This is a genomic window from Pontibacter brevis, from assembly GCF_054779655.1.
In genome coordinates, this window is the sequence record NZ_BAAGXV010000088.1 from 45,976 (window position 1) to 68,090 (window position 22,115).

Annotated in this window: 13 protein-coding genes; 11 read left to right on the top strand and 2 right to left on the bottom strand. The window is 50.7% G+C overall.

What is annotated here, in order from left to right; genetic code table 11:
- Positions 1–36 precede the first annotated feature (36 nt).
- From ACYVB1_RS19600 to ACYVB1_RS19645, 10 genes are all read left to right on the top strand, one after another.
- The gene (locus ACYVB1_RS19600; protein WP_460925506.1) at positions 37–825 is read left to right on the top strand and encodes an NYN domain-containing protein; all 789 of its coding nucleotides are present in this window, start codon (positions 37–39) and stop codon (positions 823–825) included.
- A gap of 539 nt (positions 826–1,364) precedes the next feature.
- A complete protein-coding gene (locus tag ACYVB1_RS19605) occupies positions 1,365–4,154 on the top strand; it encodes an outer membrane beta-barrel protein (RefSeq protein WP_460925507.1) in 2,790 nt (929 codons plus the stop codon).
- Positions 4,155–4,368: 214 nt separating this feature from the next.
- The gene (locus ACYVB1_RS19610) at positions 4,369–7,569 is read left to right on the top strand and encodes a WD40/YVTN/BNR-like repeat-containing protein (RefSeq protein ID WP_460925508.1); all 3,201 of its coding nucleotides are present in this window, start codon (positions 4,369–4,371) and stop codon (positions 7,567–7,569) included.
- Between the two features lie 127 nt (positions 7,570–7,696).
- Positions 7,697–8,083, top strand: coding sequence for a lysozyme inhibitor LprI family protein (locus ACYVB1_RS19615; protein WP_460925509.1), 387 nt, complete (start codon positions 7,697–7,699; stop codon positions 8,081–8,083).
- A gap of 414 nt (positions 8,084–8,497) precedes the next feature.
- A complete protein-coding gene (locus ACYVB1_RS19620; protein ID WP_460925510.1) occupies positions 8,498–9,055 on the top strand; it encodes a PepSY domain-containing protein in 558 nt (185 codons plus the stop codon).
- 94 nt (positions 9,056–9,149) lie between these two features.
- Entirely contained in the window at positions 9,150–9,653 is a 504-nt protein-coding gene (locus ACYVB1_RS19625; protein ID WP_460925511.1) for a carboxypeptidase-like regulatory domain-containing protein, read from the top strand.
- Positions 9,646–11,073, top strand: a complete 1,428-nt coding sequence (locus tag ACYVB1_RS19630) for a TonB-dependent receptor plug domain-containing protein (protein ID WP_460925512.1) — start codon at positions 9,646–9,648, stop codon at positions 11,071–11,073. The genes ACYVB1_RS19625 and ACYVB1_RS19630 overlap by 8 nt, the downstream gene beginning before the upstream one ends.
- 217 nt (positions 11,074–11,290) lie before the next feature.
- Entirely contained in the window at positions 11,291–14,239 is a 2,949-nt protein-coding gene (locus ACYVB1_RS19635; protein ID WP_460925514.1) for a WD40/YVTN/BNR-like repeat-containing protein, read from the top strand.
- 660 nt (positions 14,240–14,899) lie between these two features.
- The gene (locus ACYVB1_RS19640; protein WP_460925515.1) at positions 14,900–16,198 is read left to right on the top strand and encodes an LVIVD repeat-containing protein; all 1,299 of its coding nucleotides are present in this window, start codon (positions 14,900–14,902) and stop codon (positions 16,196–16,198) included.
- Positions 16,199–16,795 (top strand): hypothetical protein, encoded by a 597-nt coding sequence (locus ACYVB1_RS19645; protein ID WP_460925516.1) that lies wholly within the window; start codon positions 16,199–16,201, stop codon positions 16,793–16,795.
- Between the two features lie 84 nt (positions 16,796–16,879).
- On the opposite strand, the gene ACYVB1_RS19650 is transcribed toward ACYVB1_RS19645, so the two are convergent.
- Both ACYVB1_RS19650 and ACYVB1_RS19655 read right to left on the bottom strand, forming a co-directional pair.
- The gene (locus tag ACYVB1_RS19650) at positions 16,880–17,659 is read right to left on the bottom strand and encodes a ThuA domain-containing protein (RefSeq protein ID WP_460925517.1); all 780 of its coding nucleotides are present in this window, start codon (positions 17,657–17,659) and stop codon (positions 16,880–16,882) included.
- A 164-nt stretch (positions 17,660–17,823) separates the two neighbouring features.
- Positions 17,824–18,531, bottom strand: coding sequence for an SGNH/GDSL hydrolase family protein (locus ACYVB1_RS19655; RefSeq protein WP_460925518.1), 708 nt, complete (start codon positions 18,529–18,531; stop codon positions 17,824–17,826).
- Between the two features lie 652 nt (positions 18,532–19,183).
- Between ACYVB1_RS19655 and ACYVB1_RS19660 the strand changes: the two genes are divergently transcribed.
- On the top strand, positions 19,184–21,907 hold the full coding sequence (locus ACYVB1_RS19660) for a S8 family serine peptidase (protein ID WP_460925519.1): 2,724 nt from the start codon (positions 19,184–19,186) through the stop codon (positions 21,905–21,907).
- The last annotated feature ends 208 nt before the right edge of the window (positions 21,908–22,115 follow it).

Genomic DNA, 22,115 nt, shown 5'->3' on the forward strand with positions numbered 1-22,115 from the left:
ATGAAAAACTCAGTACGAGAAAAAAAACCTTCGCGCATGGCCATGCTTATAGATGGCGACAATGCGCAGCCCAGTCTGATTGTTAAGTTAATGGCCGAGGCCGGTAAATACGGCGCCACTACCATCCGGCGCATCTACGGCGACTGGACCACTCCCCAAATGAACGGCTGGAAAGACTGCCTGAATAACCATGCCATCCAGCCCATACAGCAGTTCCGTTACACCGTCGGCAAAAACGCCACCGACAGTGCGCTCATCATTGATGCCATGGACCTGCTGCACAGCGAGTTCGTGAATGGCTTCTGCATCGTTTCCTCTGACAGCGACTACACCCGACTGGCCACCCGCATACGCGAAGCTGGCATCTTTGTAATGGGCATTGGCCAACGCAAAACGCCCAAGCCGTTTGTAAACGCCTGCAACGTGTTTATCTTCACAGAGAATCTGACAGATGATATTGATGACAAGAAAATTTCAGCAGCTGAGAAGGAACCAGAAAACGGCTCCTCCAAGCATACGCCAAACCCGGTACCGCTGCTGAAAGAGGCTTTTGTGATGTCAGAAGACGAGGACGGATGGGCGCATTTGGGCGTGATGGGCGTAAACCTGCGCCAGCTCGACCCCAGCTTCGACCCGCGCACCTTTGGCTACGGGCAGTTACTGCAGCTCATCAAGGCACAGAAAGACCTGTTCACCATACGGAAAGAGGATGACAAAGGCCCTTCGGCTGTTTATGTAAAACGTAAAGACAAAAGAAGAAGCCCCGCCAGGCGCAAACCAAAGTCCGAAGTGAAACCTAAGGCAGAAGCCCAGAACAATAAGTAATATGGCCGGTTAACACTTGTAATGCTTTTCCATAATAACTTTGTCCACGCTGCCGTAGCAACAGCTTGTCCAGTGACTCATAAACCTGAAGTTCTATAGCTCACATTGGTGCTTTAAAGGCCGGGAGGCCTCATCTTGGGAGTAGGCGCTCAACCCAAAGACTGGGAACACTTTCACTTCGTGCTTGCAAATTTTAGAAGTAAAAGCTTTAACATCTTATAGAATAGACTTAATGCGATAGTGTATTGTTCATAAAACCTACACCTCGAAAGCCTGACCTGTAAAGGGTCGGGCTTTTTTTGTTGCATGCCATTCCTATAAAAAACTAAACCCTCCGCTGTACATCAGAATTGAATTAACAGAGCTGTCCTGCTTTATCTGTCCTGCATAATACCCACTCTTTCCCCATAAAAGCCTGAACGTTAAATAAAAGTTAAAGTGCCAACACTGTAGTAGATAAATCCAGTTTTTTCAGTAATATTAAATAATTCATCTGAACCTATGTTCAAGTGCCTGCAGCACGATGAAAACAAGAAACTATGAAGCATCTCCTCCCCCTCCTCCTGCTCTTGCTTACAGCCATGCCACCCGTACATGTACACGCTCAGAACACCAAAGGCGAACTGGTAGGCAAGGTGCTGGACGAATCTAATAATGAACCGCTGCCTTACGCGACGGTGTCGGTGTACAATGCACAGGACACCACACTGCTTACCTTCAGGATGAGTGATGAGAAAGGTACTTTTAAGATTCCGGGCCTGCCCCTGGACAGCCGCCTGAGAGTCATCATCACGATGATGGGCTATGGCGTGTACAAGCACGAATTCTCGTTACCTGCAGCCCAACCCTCCCTGAATCTGGGAGAAGTTAAAATGACTGCTTACAGTATGCTGCTCAGCGAGGTGCTGATTGTAGCCGAGACACCACCCATACTGGTGCGGAATGATACGGTAGAGTTTAACGCTGCTTCCTTTAAAACCCTGCCTACTGCTCTTGTGGAGGACTTGCTGAAAAAATTACCGGGCGTAAGCGTAGATGGTTCCAGCAACATCAGGGTGAACGGGAAAGTGGTGAACAAAATATTGGTAGATGGCAAAGAGTTCTTTGGCAGCGACCCCAAAGTTGCCAGCCGTAACCTGCCTGCAAATGTTATCGAGAAAGTGCAGGTAATGAACGACCCGGAAGCCCTGCGCCGTGACCCGGACATGCCCGAGATAGAGATCCCGCAGGTTATTAACCTAAAGTTTAAGAAGGGGATAAAGAAGGGGATGTTTGGGAAGGCTTACGGTGGTGGCGGTACAGACGACCGTTATGAAGCAGGCGGTATCCTGAACTTGTTCCGGGACACCACGCAGGTGAGCGTGCTGGGCTACTCAAACAACCTGAACCGCCCGGGCTTCGGCTTTGAGGAAATTTCCCGCATAGGAGGCTTCGACAGAAGCGGGTTTAACTCTGTGATGTACAGGAGCGACGGTGGATTTGCCCTGAATGGAATCTCGTTTGGAGGAACAGAAGAAGGCATACAGCAATCATCGGGGGGCGGCGCTAACTTTAACACAGTGTTCAAAAACGGCATCATCATGAACCTGCAGTACTTTTACGGCAGCATTGACGCTGACCTGGACCAGGTGGTAAACTCCTCGCAATTGGTAGAACAGGACACCATCACGTCACGCAGACTGCGGGACCAGTACAGCAAAAGCAACAGCCACAGGATAGGTGGAAAACTGAACTGGAAGATTGATACCCTGACAGATTTTACCCTGACGCCTTATGTCACGATTGCTGAAAACAGGTCTAACCAAATGGCTTTCACAAACACATACGGAAACTATCCGGAGCTTATTAACGCCAGTAATAACAGACAGTTCTACAGCAACAACAACCTGACGTTTAGCAACAACATGTCGCTAAGCCGGAACTTTCGGAAGAAAGGCAGAAACCTGACCTTTTATGGCTTTTACGAGCACGGCACCATCCTGCAGGAGCAGCAAAATAATGCTGAAAACATCTTTTACAGCCCGGAGCCCACGATAACGCGCCTGGACCAACTCCGCGACAACGACACCTACAGCACCAAAATCAACCATTCTGCGGCCTATAATGAGCCTATATTTAAAAACGTAAGTGCTGTCTTTCGCATCAACTCAGAGTATTTTGATGACAAAAATGCCCTTCAAACCTATGATGCGGATCCTGAAACAGACGAGTATACCCTGTTGGTACCGGGGCTCTCAAACGGGCTGACACGCACTGGCTGGCGAAACTACCTGACGAGTGGCATCAAATGGAAGATAAAGGAAGTGACGGTGCAGCCGGCAGTTCGTTTTACTTCACTTAACATTACCAACACTTTCCAGAAGAACCCCACCATCCACCAGGACTTCTTTTATGTGTTCCCGACGTTCAACATCAACTGGAAATCACTGCACATCAACTACGGTGTAAACCTGAGAGAGCCAAACGCAGCCGACCTGCAACCGGTGATAGACAACACCAATCCTCTGTTCATCAACTATGGCAACCCTGAGCTAAAGCCTACTGTCTCCAACTCCATCAATGTCAATTTTTATAAATTCGACACGAAGCGCTCCATCAACTACAGCTTTTACATGAATGGCAGCATCAGCAACGATGCCGTTACCCGCCAGCGCACCATTGATGCCTTCGGTGTGCAGACGTCGCGGCCCGCGAACACCAACGGCAACTGGCAGCTAAACAGCAGTGCCCGGCTCATGAAGGACATCAAGAATGATAACAACCGGCAGTATTCCTTTGGAGGATTTATCTGGGCTTCCTATACCCGCACACTGGTGCTATTCAATGATATCAGCAGTTTCAGCCAGACCTGGAGCCTGAACCCTACCCTGGAGGGAAGAATGAACCTGGATGATAAGATTGAGTTTAACCAGACCTTTACACTACGCCACCAGCGCAGCTCTTACGAGAACAATGCTTTCCGGAACCTGCAGTTTAACACCAGGACCTCTCGTTCAGAAATCATCATCCGGATGCCGAAAAAGCTGGTGTGGGAGGCAACATTAGACTACTGGTACAACTCCAACATGGCACCCGGCCTTCGGAGCCACTATACCAGGCTGAACGGTGGAGTGACCTTCCTGTTCATGAAAGATGACCGGGCACAGCTTAAGCTGTCGGTATACGATGTGCTGGACCAGAACCTGAGCGCCTACCGGAGCATCCGCGAGAATATCATCGAAGACGTACAGACAGTGGTATTGAACCGCTACGGCATGCTCACTTTTACCTACAACATCCGCAACTTCGGCGGTAAGGTGGGAGGCTCCAACACTATTTTCAGGTTCTAAAAGCTACCCTAGCAAAATCTTATTCTCCTGAAGAAGAGGGCGGCAATGGAGCTTGCACCGGCAAGCTCCATTGCCGCTTTATGGCTAAACGAACTATCTCTCTTTATCTCCTGTTCTTGCTTTTCAGTCTAAAAATGCCTAAATCTGAAGATTGAAACAGGACAAACAGCGCCTGCTCATATTACACAAACCTCTTTTACCTATAACTAACAACATGCGAACAGCACTACGCGCTGCACTAACACCACGGCTGCTGCTGGCAGGCACCCTGGCCTTGCTCCTGGCAGGGCAACCGGCAGAGGCTCAGCGGCAAAAATCCAAGTCCAAAAAAACTGCCACCGCTACCGTTGATCCGGAATTGTACAATGGCCTTAACTGGCGCTCCATTGGCCCTTATGTAGGCGGGCGCTCTGCCACGGCAACCGGTGTGCCGGGCAAGCCGAACCTCTATTATTTTGGCTCCGTGGGCGGCGGCGTATGGCGCACCACCGATGGCGGCGCTACTTGGGATAATATCTCTGATGGCTTCTTCGGCGGCTCGATTGGAGCAGTGGCCGTAAGCGAGGCCGACCCGAATGTGATTTATGTAGGCGAAGGCGAGAAAACAGTGCGCGGTAACGTATCATCAGGCTTCGGCGTGTGGAAGTCGGTGGATGCCGGTAAAACATGGCAGCATACCGGCCTGAGAGACACGAAGCACATCGGCCGTATCCGCATTCACCCGGACAACCCGGATGTTGTGTACGTGGCCGCCATGGGCGATTTGTATAAGTCGAATGAAGAGCGCGGTGTGTTCAAGAGCACAGACGGTGGGAAAACATGGAAAAAGACGCTTTTCGCAAATAAAGATGCCGGTGCCGTTGACCTGATTATCGACCCATCAAACCCGCGCAACCTGTATGCCACCACCTGGAATATACGCCGTACACCATACAGCCTCCTGTCTGGTGGCCCCGGTTCCGGTATCTGGAAAAGTACGGACGAAGGAGAAACCTGGAAAGAAATATCTAGGAACGAAGGCCTTCCGAAAGGAACACTAGGCATTATTGGCGTAACGGTATCACCTGCCAACTCAGAGCGGGTGTATGCCATGGTTGAGGCAGAAGAAGGTGGCCTCTTCCGCTCCGATGATAGCGGCCTGACCTGGAAGAAAGTGAACGACGACCGCAACCTGCGCCAGCGGGCCTGGTACTACACCCGCGTGTTTGCCGACCCGAAGGATGAGGATGTAGTGTATGTGCTGAACGTAGCTTACCACAGAAGCAAGGACGGTGGTAAAACGTTTGAGAGCGCCTACGCCCAGCACAGCGACAACCACGACCTATGGATAGACCCGGCAAACCCGTCACGGATGGTTATTGCCAACGACGGAGGCGCACAGGTATCTACTGACGGTGGTATGAACTGGAGCACCATGCACAACCAGCCTACCGGCCAGTTTTACCGTGTGGTAACCGACAACCATTTCCCGTACCGCATCTACGGCGCGCAGCAGGACAACTCTGCCATCCGTATCGACCACCGTTCTTCCGGATACGCCATCACAGATGATAACTGGGAGACAACAGCAGGTTCTGAGAGTGCCCATATTGCCGTGAATCCTACCAACCCGGAAGTAGTGTATGGCGGTAACTATGGCGGTTTCCTGGAGCGCCTGGATCACAGCAACGGCCAGAGCCGTGTGGTAAACGTGTGGCCCGACAACCCGATGGGCCACGGAGCAGAAGGCATGAAGTACAGGTTCCAGTGGAACTTCCCAATCCTGTTCTCTCCTAATGACCCGAACAAACTCTACACTGCCTCCAACCATGTGCACGTTACCTATAACGAAGGACAGACCTGGGAAACTATCAGCCCGGACCTGACACGCAACGACTCTACCAAACTAGGCCCATCTGGCGGTCCCATCACAAAGGACAACACCAGCGTGGAGTATTATGGCACTATCTTCTCCATCAACGAGTCCGCGCTGGAGCCGGGTGTTATCTGGACAGGGTCTGATGACGGCCTGATGCATATTACCCGCGACGGTGGCAAGAACTGGACAAACATTACGCCGAAGAGCATGCCGGAATGGATCATGATTAACAGCATTGACCCGCACCCAACGCAGAAGGGTGCCGCCTACGTTGCCGCTACTATGTACAAGTCCGGCGATTTCAGGCCTTACCTGTACAAGGTGACGGACTACGGCAAGAACTGGACGAAGATCACGAATGGCATTCCGGAAAACCACTTTACCCGCGTGGTGCGTGCTGACCAGAAGCGTCCGGGTCTGCTGTATGCAGGTACGGAGTACGGTATGTACGTTTCCTTTAACGACGGACAGAACTGGCAGCCTTTCCAGCAGAACCTGCCACTTGTGTCTATCACTGACCTTACCATTAAGAATGACAACCTGATTGCATCCACACAAGGCCGCGGCTTTTGGCTGATTGACGACATCACGCCGCTGCACCAGTTAGAAGCCAGTGCAGCGAACTCAAGATTCGAGCTTTACAAGCCACTGGATACCTACAAGATAGACGGTGGCAGCAGGGGCCCTTCTAAAACTGCCGGGCAAAACCACCCGGGCGGCGTAATGGTACACTACTACCTGCCACACAAACCTGATACGGCAACGGTTGTGCAGTTAGAAATAATGGACCAGAACGGCAAACTGATTCGCAGCTACGCCAGCAACGCCAAAGAGAAAAGCGACAAGCTGGAAGTGAAAGAAGGCCTGAACCGCTTTGTATGGGATATGCGCTACCCGGAAGCAAGCAAATTCGACGGGATGATTCTGTGGGGCGGCGGCACACAAGGTCCTAAAGCTACACCAGGCACCTATACGGCAAAGCTAACGGTGAATAAGGAAAGCCAGGAAGAGAACTTTGCCATCCTGCAGGATCCGCGCACTAAAGCTACACCAGAAGACCTGCAGGCGCAGTTCGACTTCCTGATGGATGTGCGCAACAAACTGACAGAAACGCACGATGCCATCAAAGACATCCGGACCATGCGCGGCCAGATTAAAACACTCACTGGCAACTTAAAAGGCAATGAGGACTACAAGGCCATCATCGAATCAGCGGAGACCTTAGAGAAAAAGATGACGAAGATTGAGGAAACCCTGTACCAGACAAAGAACCGCAGCGGACAGGACCCGCTCAACTTCCCTATCCGGTTAAACAACAAGCTGGCCAACCTGGTGGGCCAGGTTAGCTCCGGCGATTTCCGTCCAACTGACCAGGCTTATGCTTTCAAGAAAGAGGTAACCGCTCAGATTGACGAGCAGCTGAACCAACTGAAGCAGGTGAAAGAGCAGGAAATACCGGCACTGAACAAAATGATACAGGAGAAAGGCGTGGAATACATTAGTGTACAGAAGAAAGAGAAAAAGGCCGAAGCCGCTCCTACTTCTTCTGTGAAATAGATCCAGGTGGTTTTTTACCTCCTTTAAAAAGGCCCTGTTTAATTGGAATAGCATCAATTCCAGTTAGGCAAGACCTTTTATTTAATGCCTCTGCCTTAGTATAGACAACTACTTTAGCCAGGTACAAATGAAAAAGCTGCTACTGCTAGCGCCCTTATATTTTATTTTCACCTTCTGCGCCACAGCACAAGGCACCCAGAAGTTGAACTGTGATAATCCGCGGACGCAGGCCGAGATGTACGCATGCGCCACTCAGGCCTTTCAGGAAGCTGACAATAAGCTGAACCAGGTTTGTAAGGAAGTAATGGCGCAGCTTACTCCTGAACAGAAGGCACTTTTGGTGAAGGCTCAGAAAAGCTGGCTGGTGGTAAGAGACAGTCACTGTAAGCTCTATGAGCAGTTCTACGCAGGAGGCTCTATGATGCCGCTAATGGTTTCCAATTGTGCGAGAGAGTTAACAGAAAACAGATCAAAAGAACTCCAGATAAATCTGGATGAGCTAATAATGCAGTAGCCCATTCTATGTTCCAGAAAGCGTGCCTCCCTTCTTTTGATAAAAAGAAGGGAGGCACGCTTTTAAGTGCTGCTTCTACTCTGTACTGGTTAACTATTTCTTTTCTTAGCCTGCTGCGCTTTTCTTCGCCACTATCAACCTGGCCTTTTTCACTTCTCCTTCTTTCTCCAGACCAGGATAAGGCTGCACGACCGGGTAAACGTAACTCATCATAGATAATGACATAGGGTTCTCACCCATAAGAGCACCAAATAAGCCAGATGGTTGCAAGGGCGCCGGCCGCCTGTGGAATTCCAGTGTTTCAACTCTAACCATGCCCCCTGTACCTCTAAATAATTGGAATTATGGCGCTATTGTAAGATATTGAATGCCTGAATCACAAGAGGAGCATTACAGAAGCAGAAGAAGGACTACGTGAGTATTACAAAATCAGCAAAAGACAAAATCACCCACCTGACGGGCACTCTGCGTGACTACCGCGTATACCACCGCTACCTCGGGCTGGTGCTGGCGGTGCTGGTTCTAATCAGCAGCGTAACCGGCATTCTGCTGGGCTGGAAAAAGGATGTGGACCTGCTGCAGCCACCTACACAAAAAGGCGCTACCCCTAACCTCGAACAGTGGATACCCTTATCAAACATAGCCACCCTTGCTACTGCTGCCCTCGACTCTGCCCAAGGCCTACGCACCAATCCCATCGACCGGATTGAGGCACGGCCGGAAAAGGGTATGGTCAAAGTGCTCTTTCTGGAGGGCTCCTGGGAGGTACAGTTGGATGGCAGTAACGGTAAAGTGCTTTCTGTGGCACGCCGGCACTCCGACTGGATAGAGAAAATTCACGATGGCTCCATTATCGGCGACTTCTTTAAGCTGATAAGCATGAACGTCTTGGGCCTGGGCTTGCTGGTGCTTACCTTTACAGGCTTTACCCTCTGGTTCTACCCGAAAAGAATACGGAAGCTGAAGCAGTAGCGGTGAAGATTATGTTTTGACCTCCTGTTCTGCAGGCTTCTCTTTAATTTACTGAGACATCTTCAGCCTGCTGCACTTGTCCGGAATTACAATAATGAAGAAATTTACATACCTGTTGCCCTTCTTCTTACTGCTATGCCACTTGGGTATGGCTCAAGCCGTAAGGGTAATAGATAAAACCACACTACAGCCTTTAACAGGTGTCGCTATTAGCACCGTCTCCGGCACCGGTAGCATACGGACAGATGCCAGCGGCCACGCAGACATCAGCCAAATCAACTACTCCTCCGAAGACAAATTGCGCTTCAGCTACATCGGTTATCAATCCCGCACCCTTACCCCTACCCAACTACAGCAGTCAGATTACGAGGTTACCCTGGCACAGCAAAGCCATAACCTGCATGAGGTGGTGGTGTCGGCAGGGCGGTTTGCGGAGGAGGAGCAGCTCGTGCCGCAGCAGGTGGAAGTGATTAGCCGGCGGGAACTAAGCTTTATGAGCCAGCCAACTACCGCCGACGTGATGCAGCAGACAGGGAAAGTGCTGGTGCAGAAAAGCCAAATGGGCGGCGGAAGTCCTATTATTCGCGGTTTTGATTGAGGCCAATAAGGTGTTGCTCGTGGTGGATGGTGTACGCATGAACAACGCCATCTACCGGGGAGGCCACTTGCAGAACATCATTACCCTAGACAACAGCATGCTGGAGCGTGCCGAGGTTATTTTCGGCCCTAGCTCCGTTATTTACGGTTCCGATGCTTTGGGCGGCGTATTGCATTTCCACACGCTGCAGCCGCAGTTAGCAGACACGTCAGACCAAACTTTCAGCGGTAGCGCCTTCACCCGCTACGCGACCGCTCCGAACGAGAAAACAGTGCACACCCGGTTTAACTACGGTCGCCGCCACTGGGCTAGCCTGACGAGCATAACGGTGACTGATTTCGGCAACCTGCGCCAGGGCAGCAACCGCCCGGACAAGTATGGCGACTTGGGTATGCGGAACTATTATGCCGCCCGCATCGCTGGTCGCGACACCATGCTGGTGAACCACGACCCAAACTTGCAGCGCCCCACGGGCTATATCCAGTTTGATGTGCTGCAGAAAGTGCTCTATCAACCATCTGCACACCTGCGCCACAGCCTGAACCTGCAACTTAGCACCAGCACCGATGTGCCGCGTTACGACCGTCTCGCCGAGTTTACCGGTGGCAAACTGAAGCATGCCGCCTGGTACTACGGTCCGCAGGAGCGCCTGCTGGCAGCCTACACCCTGTCCCATACCAGGTCCACCAGATTTTATGAAGAAGCCCGTATGGTAATGGCCCTGCAGCGCCTGGAGGAGAGCCGCCACAACCGCCGCTTCGGCAATCCCTGGCTTTCGCACCAGACAGAGCAGGTGTGGGTGTACAGTCTGAATGCAGATTTCTCTAAAACGATAGCCAGGAACCGCCTGCAGTATGGAACGGAGTTGACGTACAACGACGTCATTTCTGAGGCAAACGAAGAAAACATCATAACAGGAAAACGGCAGCCGCGGGATACCCGCTATCCCGACGGCGGTGCCAGCATGCACAGCGCCGCCGCCTACCTCACCCACTCCTGGGACGTAAACCGACGGCTCGTGCTCTCGCAGGGACTACGCTACAGTTTTGTAGGCCTTGATGCCGCTTTTAATGATAGAACATATTTTCCTTTTCTTCAGGATGAGGTAGCGCAGCGGCATCATGCCTTGTCAGGAAACGTGGGAGCAGTACTGCTCCCGGGCGGAGACTGGCGCTTTTCCATTTTAGGTTCTACCGGCTTCCGTGCCCCAAATGTGGATGACCTGAGCAAAGTGTTCGACTCCTCCCCTGGAAATGTGATTGTGCCGAACCCTGGCCTTGGACCTGAATATACCTACAACGCTGAGGTAAGTGCCTCGAAGGATATACTGGACCGCCTGCATATAGAACTGGTTGGTTACCGGACCTGGTATCGCGATGCCATCACGGTGCAGCCTTATACTTTGGATGGTGATGAGTAGGCAGATATAGCTAGCTTCTCTTAATCACCTATCTTCTTAAAAGCACAGGGCTGCCTCAGTAAGTTGAGGCAGCCCTGTGCTCTATATTGACTTAGGTTGCTCTGGACTATGATAACTTGCTACGCTACTCCTAAAGCGCCTCCTCTTCCAAAATCCCCGGCAAATCCTTAGCTTTAGAAACTCAAATGAATCTAAACTTCCTTCTTAATCCGATACAATGCAAAAGCGTATACTCTCGGTAGCGCTGCTGGTAGCCCTTGGGGGTGCTGCGCAGGCCCAGAAGAAAACGAAGCAGCCCACTGCCACACCCGCAAAGGAAAGGCTGCAAGCTTATGAGAAAAGACAGCAACTGAAGCAGGCTTCGCCTGTAAGCAACCTGGAGCTCCGCAACATAGGCCCCTCTATAATGAGCGGCCGCATCACCGACTTAGAGGTATCGCCTACCGACCCGACAACGTTCTATGCTGCTTTTGCCTCCGGAGGGCTCTGGAAAACCACCAACAACGGCCTCTCCTTTGAACCCCTCTTTGACGAGCAGGCGGTGATGACCATCGGCGACATTGCCGTAGACTGGAAAAACAACGAAACCATCTGGATTGGCACCGGCGAGAGTAACTCCAGCCGCTCTTCCTACTCCGGAGTAGGTGTTTACAAAAGCACTGATGGCGGTAAGTCCTGGCAACACATGGGCCTTGACGACACGCACCACATCGGCAAAGTCATCCTCCACCCTACAGACCCGAACACGGCCTGGGTAGCGGCTGTAGGTCACCTTTACTCTCCTAATAAAGAGCGCGGAATCTTTAAGACCACCGACGGCGGCAAGACCTGGAAGAAAACACTGTACATCGACGACAACACCGGTGCTATCGACCTGCAGGTAGACCCGCAGAACCCCAACAACGTGTATGCGGCCATGTGGCACCGCGAGCGCCGCGCCTGGAACTTCGTGGAAGGAGGCAAGACGTCCGGAATCTACAAGTCAACAGACGGTGGCGACAACTGGGCAGACATCAGCACGGCCCAGAGTGGCTTTCCGGATTCTGACAATGTGGGCCGCATCGGCCTGAGTCTATTTCCGGGAAATCCCAACATTATGTATGCGCTGGTAGACAATTACGACCGCCGCCCGGTAGAGAAGGCTGCTGACAAACTCGAAATGCTAGACAATGATTTGTTCGCGGGCATGACAGCGGAAGAATTCCTGAAACTGGACGACAAAAGCCTGAATGCGTTCCTGGACAACAACCGCTTTCCGAGAGAGCATACAGCTAAGAGTTTGAAAGCGAAGGTTCGGAGTGGCGAGTTAAAACCTGCTGCGCTATCACAGTACCTGACTGACCCTACCGCTGAAACTTATGCCTCTGAAGTGAAAGGTGCCGAAGTGTACCGCACCGACGATGGCGGCAAAACCTGGCGAAAAACCCACGATGATTTCATCAACGACATGTACTCCAGCTACGGCTACTACTTTGGCGTGGTGCGCGTGGCTCCGACTGACCCGAATAAGATATACATCCTGGGAGTGCCGCTACTTTTGTCGGAAGATGGCGGCAAGACCTTCCGCAACATCGAGGGCGATAACGTGCACTCCGACCACCAGGCCCTGTGGGTGAGCCCGGATAAACCCGGCTACCTGATAAACGGAAACGACGGCGGAATCAACATCACCTACGACGACGGTAAAACCTGGTACTATGCCAATGCCCCGGCTGTCGGCCAGTTTTACTCGGTGGCCGTGGACATGGCCAAGCCTTACAATGTGTATGGCGGCCTTCAGGACAATGGTACCTGGTTCGGCCCCAGCAACTACCAGTACAGCACAGAATGGACGAGCAGGGGCCGCTACCCTTATGAGCGCATTGGCGGCGGCGACGGCATGATGGTGCAGGTGGACTGGCGCGACAACAACATAGTGTACCTCGGCTCGCAATACGGCAACTACACCCGCCTGAACAAGCAAACCGGAGAGCGGACCTTCATTAAGCCAAGCCACAAGTTAGGCGAAACACCCTTGCGCTTTAACTGGGAGGCTCCCATCCACCTGAGCCGCCATAACCAGGACATCCTGTACTTTGGCTCCAACAAATTCCACCGTTCCATGAAACGCGGCGAAGAGATGGAAACGCTCTCCGGCGATCTGACCAACGGCGGCCGCAGAGGTGACGTGGGCTATGGCACTCTGACCACCATAGATGAATCGCCGAAGCGTTTCGGACTGCTGTATACCGGCTCTGATGATGGCGTGATTCAGGTTTCGAAAGACGGAGGCTATACCTGGAACCGCATCTCCGATAAATTGCCACAGAACCTTTGGGTATCTACCGTTGTGGCCTCTAATCACCAGCAGGACCGGGTATATACTTCTCTCAACGGCTATCGCTGGGATGATTTCACGCCTTACCTGTACGTATCGGAAGACAATGGCAGGAAGTGGGAGCGCCTCGGCACCAACCTGCCGCAGGAAGCCATTAACGTGGTGAAGGAGGACCCGAAGAATCCAAACCTGTTGTATGTGGGCACCGACCATGGCCTGTACATTTCCCTGGACAGAGGTAAGACCTTTACAGCCATGAGCAAGGGCATGCCGGCAGTATCTGTACATGATTTGGTTGTTCACCCGCGGGAGAATGATTTAGTAGTCGGCACTCACGGCCGCTCCATCTACTTGTCAAACGTGGAACATCTGCAGCAGCTAACACCGGAACTCATGAACCAGCCGCTGCACCTCTTTGCCTTAAAGCAGGTAAACTATAACGAGCGCTGGGGCCAGAAGTGGAGTGCCTGGAGCGAACCAGTTGTGCCGGAACTCACCATCCCGTTCTACACCAATACGTCCGGCAGCACGATTATCCGAATCAAAACGGACAGCGGGCAGGTAGTGCAGGAAATGCAGGACCAGAGTGAACGCGGCATGAATTACGTGACCTATGATCTGTCTGTAGCAGAAGCCAATGCCAAAGCATATGAAACTGCTATAAACACTGCAAAGAAAGATGGCGAGGAGGCTGTGCAGGTGGAGCCATCAGAAAACAAAGTCATTTACTTACAGCCTGGAACCTATACGGTGGAAGTAATAACCTCCAACGGCACCACCAAAGCACAGGAGTTCACCATTAAAGCACCGGAAAGGCGAAGCAGAAGCTATGGTAAAGTTTTATCATAATTCTTAATCAGGGGCAGCTTATATAAGCTGCCCCTGATTTTTACTACCTGTTCTTCTAACAGCATTTATATCTCATTTCCCAAAGCTCCTTTCATTTTTGCCTAAGCTGCCGTAGTAACGGCTTATCCAGCGACTCATAAACAGCCTTTTTCATTGTTTATGCCTGTGCTCTCAGGCCGAGGGGCCTCGTCTTCGGGCATCGCGCTGTGTATATTTCCTGCCTTACGGCTGCCACTGGCGTGGCACCGGAAATTTACAAGGCGCTCAACCCAAAGACTGGAAACTCATTCACTCCGTGCTGGGAGGTCGCATCAATATTGAAAGGATTATAGAAAAAGCCTTGGGCAACCTGAAAAAGCAGACTCCCCTACTTGGACAAGGAGGGGTAGGGGTGGTTTGACCCGGTATATCATAAAAAATGGGGATATGTAATAAGCTTGAAGGGATAGGGTATTAGCAAATATAAGCTTGTTTATAAAGATGACTCATTGTATGTAGTTCAACAACGGCAGCTTAGGCAGAAAAGAAAATAATACATTTTTATAACACCTTACAACCTTTTGCCCGTTGCTGGGGTCCTCCAAACAGGAGGGCAACAAAAGTCGGACATACTTTGCCAGCCTTGCTTGAAAACATGGTTTCACAACAAGATGAATCAGTATGAGAAATAGTGCGCTACCCCTCTTCCGGCAAGTGTTTGCTTTGCTTCTTTTCCTCCCGGCCCTGCTGCTGAGCTCCTGCTCCGACGATTGCGAGACCACCATTACGTACACCGTGCAGGAACCTGTTTATATGATGCGGGCAGAGTTAAGAAGTTCCTTTAAGATAAATGGTCCGCGTGTGTTGGAGGCGCCCGGCAAAATTTACGCGAAAGGAAATTACCTCTTCATCAACGAGATGAACGAAGGAATCCATATCATTGATAACTCAGACCCGGCTGCTCCACAAATCATAAACTTTGTGGAAATACCAGGCAACATCGACATGGCCGTAAAGGGCAACATCCTGTATGCCGATAGTTATATCGACCTGGTGGCGATGGACATCAGCAATCCGCTGGACGTAAAGCTGGTAAACCGCATTGAGAATATTTTCCCTGCCCATGGGATGCTGGTGCACGATACGGCCAGCGTGTTTATATCGGAGTTTGTGGAGAAAAAAGTAACAGAAGCCTACGGCGCAGATTGTAACGGCGACACCGGTAGCCGCAGATGGGGAAGTTGGCTTGCGCTGCAGAGTGATAGCAAATCTTTTAACTCAGGAGGTGGGGTGCCTGCATCAGGAGGTGCCGGAAAGGGCGGCTCCATGGCCAGGTTCACCATATCAGGCAACCACTTGTATACCGTAAGCCTCTCCAGTATGCAGCTCTTTGACATCAGCAGCGAGGAAAACCCACAGGCAGGTCAGAAAATTCACCTGGGCTGGGGTATCGAGACTATTTTTCCCTACAACGATAAGCTGTTTATTGGCTCTACTACCGGCATGCACATCTACGATAACAGCAACCCCACAAGCCCGGTACACCTTTCCACCTACGCCCACGTCAACAGCTGCGACCCGGTAGTGGTAGACGGCAACCTTGCCTGGGTAACACTTCGCTCCGGCAATGCCTGCGCGGGCTTCACCAATCATCTGGAGGTAATTGATGTAAGCAATGCCCGCAGCCCGAAGCATATTAAAACCTACCCCATGCAGAACCCGCATGGGCTGGGCATAGACCAAAGCACCTTATTCCTCTGCGAGGGGGAGTATGGCTTAAAAGTATTTGATATAAAAGACCACCTGAAAGTGGACCAAAACCTGATGGCGCATTTCAAGGGGCAGGATGCATTTGATGTAATCCCGCTGGGTACTTCGCTGCTGATGATTGGCAAGGATGGCTTGTACCAGTACGACTATAGCAATCCTTCCAGTATAAAGCTGCTCAGCAAAATACCTGTGGTACGCAAAGAGATTTAGATGAAGATAAAGCTGACACTCCTCACCCTTTCCTTTTACATGGCGCTGTCCGGTTTCTCCGCAGCACAGTCGCAGGAAAAAGCTTTTCCTGCGGCCACTACATCACCCGATGCACCCAGGGGCTACATGGGCATGGCTGAAATCGGTTATCTCTACGGAAAGACAGGCGACAACGAATTTAGCTCATCTATTGCCTCCCCCACTGTGCAGCTGTTTAACGGCTACCGCTTCCACAGAATGCTGGCAGTGGGCGGCACAGTAGGCTTCGATTTCTACGACAACGTCCTGATTACTCCCCTGGCGTTGGGTATACGTGGAGAACTTCTAAAGGGCAGAATCAGCCCCATATATGGAATAGACGCAGGCTACGGAGCCATTTTCCTGAGCGATGAAAGTGATGGGCAGCAAAATGAAGGCGGCTGGATGTTCAGTTCTTCTGCAGGTATCCGCGTGAAAACAGGTAACGGCACGGCCTTCACATTTGATGTCGGCTATAAAAGGCAAAGAGCCAGAACAGAAACCAACTGGTGGGGCACCAGAACCGACAGGAAAATAAACTATAACCGCCTGTCGTTGCGCATGGGCTTTAGCTTTTAGGTTGCCGACATTTACTTACAGAGAAAGGGGAGCACCGCTAAAAGCAGTGCTCCCCTTTCTCTGTTTACCACATATTAACAGGCGTTATTCGTTTTGCCCCATTGCATAGTTTATCCCGCCCCATATGTGCTGCAGGAATACAGGGTTGCTGTAGCTCTCTTTTGTGTGGCCCAGGCCAGTATAAAAAGCACGGCCACCATCAAACTCGTGGTACCATACAATAGGATGGTTTTCGCCGTTCTCGCCGCCCTGGTAGGTGCTTTCATCTAAAGTAGCCAGTACTTTTACATCCGGGTTGATGTCCTTGTAATTGTAGAGCTCATCAAAAATCTCCCAGTTATCTGGCAAATGCTTTGTGGAAGGATGGCTCTTGTCCTTTACCCTGACAGTAGCATTCTGTTGCTTCGGATGGCTCAGGAAATAAGCGCCCACCAGTTTGTTGTACCAGGGCCAGTCATATTCTGTGTCAGCGGCTGCATGGATGCCGGCGAAACCGCCGCCGCCCTGTATGTACTGTGTGAAAGCTTGCTGCTGCTGTTCGTTCAGCACATCCTGCGTTGTGCTTAAGAACACAACGGCATCATAATTTCGTAGCGAATCCGGGTTAAAGTAAGCGGCTGCATTTTTAGTGGTGTCCACCTGCACGTTGTGCTCGCTTCCCAGCTTCTGAATAGCGGCGACACCATTCGGTATGGACTCATGGTAAAAACCGGCGGTTTTAGAAAACACAAGAATCCGGGAGGGGTTGGCAGCTTCTGTTTCTGCTGCTACGGGCGTTTGCGAATTGGTGGCAGAGGATGAACAGGACTGGGCACCGCAGGCAAACAGCAGCGCAAAGCCATAAAGGAGTAATGGTTTTTTCATTTTATGGGGTGTAGAGTTAGTAGTCAGAATATTCTTAAACTTAACTTTTCCCTTTCTTAAATGAAAGCGCTGAGCCAGAATGTTAAAACACATAATAACATTCCCTGTTGTTTTCCTACAAATCCTGAACAAACGCCTGGTTGCAAGGCTACCTCCTTATTTACTCATTTTAAAATATCTTTCGCTTTTGGTAGCGCTAGCAGCGCCCACTCCCGGTGCATCTTGCCGGAGTAGTGCAGGCCATCGTTCGCTATGTAAGAAAGGTCAGTAGCAAGTGTCCGTGACAGGGGCGTGATATCGATAAACTCCACACCGGCATTTTGCGCCACCTCCCTGGCCACCGCATTAAAAGCATCTATCTCTGCGGAAATCTGCTGGCGGTCGCGCCCCTGCCCGAAAGGTGTGGCACCCCAATCCGGAATGGATAGCACCAGCACATGCTTTGGGTCTCCTTTCGCCAGCCGAATGGATGTTTGCAGCAATTGGGCAAACTCTGTGCGGTAAGTGGCGACAGACTGGCCGCGGTACTGGTTGTTCACCCCTATCAGCAAAGACACCAGGTCAAATGTTGGCTTCAGGTCAGCCTCGGCAACGGCGCTGGCCAACTGGGAGGTTGTCCAGCCGGTGCGGGCAATCGTAACAGGGTCGCTTATATCCACTTCCTCCTTTCGTAGCAGTTCAGCCAGCTGCATCCCCCACTGGTCTTTTGCAGGTACGCTTTCTCCTATGGTATAGGAGTCGCCTAAAGCTAAGTAGCTGTAGGTATTTTTGCCGGTTGGTGCCGGCTTATCCGTAGGCTCGGGTGTGTCTTGGTTACAGGCGGTCAAAGTGAAGCTGAGCAGTATAAAGCAGAAAATAATATATCGGTGCATACGTAATCATTTGTTTCACCTGTATATACTCTTTTAGCTGCCTTTCAGATTGATCTTCCGCTCATGTTTGCTTTGCATGCAACTCCCTTTAATGTCGCACTTATCTAACGTGTGCTGCAGGAGGAGCAGGCACTGCGCCCTTACACAACAGAAAAAGCAGGAAAAAAAATATTTTTTCCCTGCTTCACTTTTAACAGTCAGCAAACACACATGGTGGTTTTTTGGATAAAAAATCACCATGTCAAAAATGTTACCTGCAGATAACATAGGATGCTCATACCATTAAAAGCTCAAGTCTATTCAAAAGATAAATCCTTATCCTAAACAATACGTTAAACATTATCTTTTAAAAGTTATAGTTACCCTTGTCTAACAAGTTTCCTTTTACTTGCACTACTTTATTCTTTTCTTGCTATTATCCCAAAAAGCAGGCATTACCTTCCAGTCCCACCGAAGGCCATTCCTGCACATCAGAACCATAAAACCTTCTGATACCGAAGCCGTTATTAGAGCATTTATTGCAAAACAGGCGCTTGCCGGAGAAGGCTCATATCATTATAACTCAATGTTCCAGAAACATTTTTCACAAACCGTTCAGTTTTAAATATTCCTTAATTACTATTTTAACTAACTCCTCTAACACATCTCACCTATGAAGTTAATTTTATCTTGTTTAACTATTTTATGCCTGTTTGCAAACAGTGTTTTTGCACAGGTTACCATAGACCCTGAGTTACGACAGGTGCTACAGTCGGCCACTGTACCTGTAGAAGTAGTCGTAACCTTTCATGGAGACAGCGCTCCCACCCAGGCAAACCTCTCGCTACTCAACAGCCTTGGCCTTACATCTGGGGTTGTTTTTCAGTCTCTCCCAATAGCCGGCGTATTGGCTACAGCAGCACAGGTAGATGCCTTAGCTCAGGATGCACAGGTGCGCTCATTGTACCTGAATAAGAAGCTTACTTTATACAACTACCATGATACTCATCTGACAGGGGTCCAAAGACTGAGGCTGGATATGGAGATGACCACCAGAAATGGCGGTATGCCTGTGTCCGGCAAAGGCGTTACGGTGGTGATCAACGACAGTGGCGTGGATGGCACCCATGAAGACCTGAAGCTGGGAAAGAACCTGAAGCAGAACGTAATGGGCTCTACCAACCTGAATAGCTTCACGACACTGGCGCCTCCTACCTGGGCAGAGAATGTTCCGAACACTGACACCAACTCCGGCCACGGCACACATTGCGCAGGTACTGTAGGAGGACTTGGCACCATGTCGAATGGGAAGTACGCAGGTGTTGCCACTGGCGCCGATCTGATTGGATATGGCTCCGGCGGAGCGCTGTTTATCCTGGATGCCATTGGTGGCTACGACTATACAATCGTGAACCAGGCCCGTTACGGCATCAGGGTAATCAGCAACTCCTGGGGTACATCAGGCAAGTTTAATCCAGACAATCCTGTGAACGTAGCTTCCCTGAAGGCTTATGAAAGAAACATCATCTCTGTGTTTGCTGCCGGTAACTCAGGTCCGGGTGCCGACACGCACAACCCATATGCCGTAGCACCATGGGTTATATCAGTGGGTGCCGGCGACAGATACGGCAGACTGATTGGCTTCTCATCCAGAGGCCTGAAAGGCGACAAAGGCACTTTTACAGCCGGAGGAAGAACCTGGACATATGAGAACAGACCAACCTTAGTAGGTCCGGGTGTAGACGTCGTTTCAACACGTGTGCTTGCTCCTGTTTCCTCACTTGCCACACAGAAAGATTTAGAAGTACTGGAAGCATCTGAAGTTCCTTATTATACACATATGAGCGGTACCTCTATGGCTACACCACACGTGGCAGGGATTGTAGCACTCATGCTGGATGCAAACCCTGCTCTGACAGCTGACCAGGTGAAGAACATCCTGCAGCAAACAGCTACGAACATGCCCGGCCGCGAGTCGTGGGAGGTTGGTGCCGGTTACGTGAACGCTTATGCCGCAGTAGATCATATCTTCAGAGGTACTTCCTTTGGCTCATCACTTAACATCAGCAGAACATTCAACAGCAACATCAACGTGAAAGAAGACAGAGTGCCTTTCACCATTAGCTTTGACCCTGTTCTGACAGCCGGAAACACCAGCACCTTTACAGTGGCAGATGGCACAACCGGTATTGATGCCAAGATAATAGCGGGCGGTATTTCCGGAGAGACAGGCAACCCTGTCAACTTAAGCCTCATATCTCCTAACGGAACAGAATACAGATCAGGTATCTCTGTAGCCTTCACTTTGTACCAGGACCGTGCTGTAGCAGTAGCGAACCCTATGGCTGGCACCTGGACAATCAAAATCTCAGGCCTAAACGGCGTTGCATTCCCTGAGCAAATCAGTGGCAGTGTCACAACAAAACAGATTACAGGCGCTACAGGATTGAGTGATATTGCCGGACACCCGGCGGAGGCTTCTATCAGGCTGGCCGTTAGCGCACGTCTGGCAGATGGCCTGAGCGGTGGAAGCTATAAGCCGGATGAGCCACTGAATCGCATCCAACTAGCCGACTACCTCGTGATGGGGCAGGCAGTCCGTCAGTTTATGCCTACTACAGGAGCCGTTTCTTTCAGCGATTTGAAGTCAGACCAGCTTCTGTTGGCAGAGTCAGTTTCAGCGAAGGGTGCAGCGTTAAGAGATGGCTTCCATGCATTTGGTGGCGTTGTGCTGCCTGCTGGTGCCGGCAAATTCTCTCCAAACGGCAATGTGAACAGAGCAAGCCTTGCATATTCTCTGGTGCAGGCCTTAGGCTTACAGGAAGAGGCGCTGAAGCGTAACGGAAAAACTGTAACTGTTAACGTGGACGGTAAAGATTACGCCATAGAGGATGCCAAAGATATTCCGGCTGGCTTAGAGGGCTTTGTAAGTGTCGCACTGGATCTGAGACTAATTAACGCCTACTATACTGTTACACAAGGCCCATACGACCTGGAGCCAACACTGCACGCAACCTTTAAACCGCTGCAGGATGTAACCCGTGCCGACTTTGCCGTAGTGATTACCCGCACTTTCGAGGGCTGGAAGTCGCTGTCTACTGTAAGTGTTTCAAGCATGCAGTCAGCAGGCGCGCAGCAGTGGACACAGAACTTTACTTACCCTAACCCATTCTCTGAGTCTACTACTATCAGCTATGCGGTAGAGCAGGATGGATTTGTTACAGTGGAAGTATTTGATGTACTGGGCAAGAAAATAAATACGCTTGTTTCGGAAGCGAAAGCAGCTGGTCAGCACACGGTACAGTTTGACGGCAGCAACCTGCCGAGCGGAACGTACCTGTATCGTATTAACGCTGGTGGCAAAACCTTTACAAACCGTATGATGATTACGAAGTAGTCGGTTCCTTATCAATTTAAAAGCGGCTGCTCTAATTAGGGCAGCCGCTTTTAATTTTCATCACTTTGATAAGCTACACAGCACAATATTCATTTTTTCAGTCCCAGAAGGATGAGCTGTTGATAGATATGAGGTAGCAGTAACAAACAAAGTAGCGTTAATCAATTGCACAGCACCTTTGCTTTGTCTGATGTACCGGGTCAAACCA